Origin of the sequence: Cellulomonas sp. ACRRI (assembly GCF_022346185.1) — a bacterium.
Classification (GTDB): domain Bacteria; phylum Actinomycetota; class Actinomycetes; order Actinomycetales; family Cellulomonadaceae; genus Cellulomonas.
In genome coordinates this window covers 1-3,898 of the sequence record NZ_JAKRMS010000208.1, presented here as the reverse complement: position 1 = coordinate 3,898, position 3,898 = coordinate 1, and the positions used below count along the sequence as shown (strand labels likewise).

The 3,898-nt window shown below is 79.9% G+C and carries 4 protein-coding genes; 1 reads left to right on the top strand and 3 read right to left on the bottom strand.

Going from position 1 to position 3,898, the window contains the following annotated elements:
• The coding region (locus MHY85_RS20395; RefSeq protein ID WP_308191455.1) for an aminoglycoside phosphotransferase family protein at positions 1 to 731 on the bottom strand (731 nt) is incomplete at its 3' end.
• Positions 732 to 786: 55 nt separating this feature from the next.
• On the opposite strand from MHY85_RS20395, the gene MHY85_RS20390 reads away from it, so the two are divergent.
• Positions 787 to 1,551, top strand: a complete 765-nt coding sequence (locus tag MHY85_RS20390; RefSeq protein WP_239200147.1) for a fructosamine kinase family protein — start codon at positions 787 to 789, stop codon at positions 1,549 to 1,551.
• A gap of 302 nt (positions 1,552 to 1,853) precedes the next feature.
• Here the strand turns inward: MHY85_RS20390 and MHY85_RS20385 are convergent, their stop codons facing one another.
• On the bottom strand, positions 1,854 to 2,246 hold the full coding sequence (locus MHY85_RS20385) for a PASTA domain-containing protein (protein WP_239200144.1): 393 nt from the start codon (positions 2,244 to 2,246) through the stop codon (positions 1,854 to 1,856).
• Positions 2,247 to 2,569: 323 nt separating this feature from the next.
• On the bottom strand, positions 2,570 to 3,898 hold a 1,329-nt coding region (locus MHY85_RS20380), incomplete at its 5' end, for a cytochrome P450 (protein ID WP_239200141.1).

Here is a 3,898-nt window from a genome sequence, read left to right as displayed (position 1 = left end):
CTGCTGCTGGCCGGCCCCCCGCCGGCCAGCAGCAGGTTGCCGGGGTTCGCGTCGCCGTGCAGCGTCACGCCCGCGGGTGTCCCCGGGCGGCCCGCCCCGCGGAGCGTCGCGTCCGCCGTCCGCAGCAGCCCCGGGTCGAGCCGCACCCCGGCCCGGACCGCGCGTCCCGCCCGCTCGGCGGCCAGGTCGGCGAGCCCGCGCGCGACGTCCGCCAGCGCGGGCAGGCCGGCCGGCGCCGGCGCGGCGTGCAGGACGCGCAGCAGGTCGGCCGCCTCGGCCAGCCGCCGGGTCGCGGGCGCGCGCACGGCCCGCAGCGGCGTCCCGGGCCGCACCCGCCCCAGCAGCAGCGCCCAGTCGCCGGCGTGCGCGTCGACCAGCGGCGGCGCGCCCCGTCCGCCCCAGGCCCGCAGCACCACGGCCTCGTCGCGGGCCTCGTCGTGCGGGAACGACACCTTGAGCACGAGGTCCCTCCCGGCGGCGTCGCGCGCGGGCGCGCACCACGAGGCGGAGCCCGACGGGAACGGCTCGCCGAGGACCAGGTCCCAGCGGCGGGTGGCGCGGTCGACCAGGCGGGGCAGGCGCGCCAGCCAGGCCGCGCCCTCCGGGGTCCGCCCCGCGCCGGAGAGGAGCGCGGCGGGCAGGGCCGGCGTCCCGCGGGGGGCCCGCGCACGGCGCGCCTCCCCCGGCGCGCCGGCCGCGCTCACCAGGATCGGCTCAGCGTCGGCGGGCACGGGCGCCAGGCTAGCCGGACGCGCGCCCGCCCCGCCCGCACGGAGGAGGCCGCGCATGGAGACCTACCGCAAGCGCCGCGCGGGCGCGCCACCCGGGTTCTTCGCGTGCGAGGCGGCGGGCCTGCGCTGGCTGCGGGTCCGGGGCGGCGCCCCGGTGGTCGAGGTGCTCGGCGTCGGACCGGACCACCTGGACCTCGCCGCGCTGACCGAGGTGCCGCCGACCCGCCGGGCTGCGCGCGAGCTCGGCCGGGGCCTGGCGGTCACGCACGACGCCGGGGCGCGGCGGTTCGGCAGCCCGCCCGACGGCTGGCCCGGCGACGGGTTCTTCGGGCCGCTCGACCAGCCCCTGCCCATGCCCGCCGGCGACCACGAGCGGTGGGGGGCGTTCCTCGCGGACTGCCGGGTCGAGCCGCTCGCCGCCGCGGCGGAGCGCCGCCGCGCCCTCGGGCACGACGACCTCGCCCTCCTGCACCGCCTCGCGGACCGGCTGCGCGCCGGGGACTGGGACGACGACGACCCGCCGGCCCGGCTGCACGGCGACCTCTGGTCCGGCAACGTGCTGTGGACGCCGCAGGGGGCGACGCTGATCGACCCGGCGGCGCACGGCGGCCACCGGGAGTCCGACCTGGCGATGCTCGCGCTGTTCGGCTGCCCGCACCTCGCCGACGTCCTGGACGCCTACCAGGAGGTGCACCCGCTGCGCCGCGGGTGGCAGCACCGGGTCGCGCTGCACCAGGTGTACCCGGTGGGCATGCACGCCGTGCTGTTCGGCGGCGGGTACGCCGCCCAGCTGCGCCGGCTCGCGGCGCCCTACGTCTGACGGGACGACCGGCCGGCCGGGTCGGTGCCCGGCCCGGCGGTCCGGGCGCCCCGAGGGGTCAGCACCTGTACGCCACCGTCCGCCGCGCCCGCTTGTCCTTCTCCCGCGCGACCTGATCCGCCCCGGCCTCGTTGAGGGCCGTCGGTGACGAGCCACCCGTCCCGCGTCCGTCCACCCCTCACGAGGGGCGCGTGCTCCGCGTCCGGGCCGGTCCCTCCGCGGCGGGATGCTGCACCGCCGCGCGGACCGGGAGCTCTGAGTCTCACCCAGTCCAGCGCGGCGGGGCCAGCGTTTATTCCGCCTCAGCCCACCGGGTCGGTGGTCATGCGGACCGTGAGGGTGACCTCGGTGCCCCGCTCGACCGAGCCGGACGTGGGGTCCTGGGTCACGACGACCCACTGCGTCGGGTCGTCGATCGCGCGGCCCTGGCCGGACGCGTCGGCGACCTGGACCTCGAGGCCGCGGGCCTCGAGCGTCTCCTGCGCCGTGGTGAGGAGCAGGTTGGTCTGGTCGATGACCTGGACCTCCGTCGCCTCGGCCGACGCGGTGGTGGTGTCGTCGGAGGCCGAGCCCGCCGACGTGCCGCCCTCAGCGGAGGCGCAGGCGGCGAGCAGGGAGACCGTCGCGACGGCGGCGGCGGCCACGCCGGCAGTGCGCGTGGTCCGGCGACCGGCTCGGGCGATGGACGTGTTCATCGGGGGCCCTCCTGGGCTGTTGCGGTGCGTCACGGGCCGCGGTCCCCGGGGTCGCCGGTCGCCGCGGAGGGCGCGGGACGGGCGAACGCGCCGCGCTGCGGCTCGCAGGCGGCCGTCGTCGGCAGTCGAGCGGCCGCCCGGGACTGGCCCCGGCGGGCGACGCGCCCTCGGGCCCCACTTTACGCCTGTCGGGCGACAGGTTTCGTCCGTATTTCGGGGAACTGTGACGCAGCCACCAGCGGCGGCGCCCGGACGGCCCACGCATTCACCCGCCCGCGCACCCCGGCCGGGTGCCCCGGGCCGCTCGCCCCGGTGGCCGTCGGTCAGGACGCCGCACGCGCCCCCGTGCGGAAGCGCGCGCCGTAGTGGTCGAACGTCGCGGGCAGCGGGTCGGCGGCGAGGTACCGGGCCCGGGGGAACACCAGCTCGGCCTCCGACAGCCGGGCGAGCAGCCGCCCGGCCACGAGCAGCACGACGTTGCGGCCCGGGCAGGACACCGGCCCGCCGCTGAACGGCAGCAGCCCCCAGTCGGCGTCGGCGCGCCCGTCGAGCCACGCCTCCGGCGCCCAGGCGTCCGCGATGCCGAGCCGCTCGGGGTCCCGGTGGAAGTGGGCGCTCACCACGGCGAAGCCCGTGCCCGCCGGCAGCACCCGCCCGCCCCACGTCGTCGGCGCGGTGCTGTCCCGCAGCACGACCAGCGTGGTCGGCCACAGCCGCACCGACTCCAGGACCGCGCCGCGGGCGTACGGCTGCATCGCGGCCCCCGACGCCGCCTCGACTCGCAGCTGGTCCCGGACCGCCGGGCGCGCCGCCGCCACGGCGAGGGCGCGCAGCACCGCGGCGCCGGCCGCGTCGAAGGCGAACAGCCACTGCGGCACCTGGCCGGCCGGGTCGACGCCGCGGTCGGCCTGCGCGGCGGCGGCGTGCGCGATCAGGCTGCCGGGCTCCGCCCGCCGGACGTAGGTGCGCAGCCGGTCGGCGAGCTCGGCGCGCAGCCGCGGGCGCCGCGGGTGCAGGTACGCCCAGTTCGCGGCCCGTCGGAGAGTCCCCAGCACCTCGGTGACCCGGTCGTCGTCGCGCGCGGACTCCCCCAGGACGACGGTGCGGACCGTCCGCCAGAACGCCGGGGCGAAGGTGTCCCAGTCGAGCACGCCGCCGTGCTCGACGGCCGCGAGCAGCGCCGCCGCCTCGCGGTCGACCGCCGCGAGCAGCGGGTCCGCGTCCCGGTGCACCGGCTCGGACGTGTCGAGCGCCTGCTCGTTGAGCAGCCGGCGGGCGGGCCGCCGCCCGGGCGCCGAGATCAGGACCGCGTCCGGCTCGAAGTGGCCGAGCGCCGCGCGCTTCTCCACCGTCGCGGGGCTGAACGGCTCCGGGGAGCCGGCGAGCAGGGCACCCACGTCGCGGGCGTCGAGCGGCAGCACCAGCCGGCGCGGGCCGAGCCGCAGCAGCACCGGGGCGCCGTCGTGCTCCCGGCGCAGGTCCCGCAGCAGCGCGCCCGCGGAACGGTCGGTCTGGTGCCGCTCGGCCCAGGCGGTGGCGCGGGGCCGGCGGACGACGGCGCCCTGGGCGACGAGCGGGCCGAGCACGCGGGCGGCGACGGCGGCGGACCGGGCCGGTCCCAGGTCGACGGGGGTGCGGGGGCTGACGGCGGG

What these genes read in the sequence shown, in the direction of transcription:
- MHY85_RS20390 (WP_239200147.1), top strand. Translation starts at nt 787, where the DNA reads ATGGAGACCTACCGCAAGCGCCGCGCGGGCGCGCCACCCGGGTTCTTC.
- MHY85_RS20385 (WP_239200144.1), bottom strand. Translation starts at nt 2,246, where the DNA reads ATGAACACGTCCATCGCCCGAGCCGGTCGCCGGACCACGCGCACTGCC.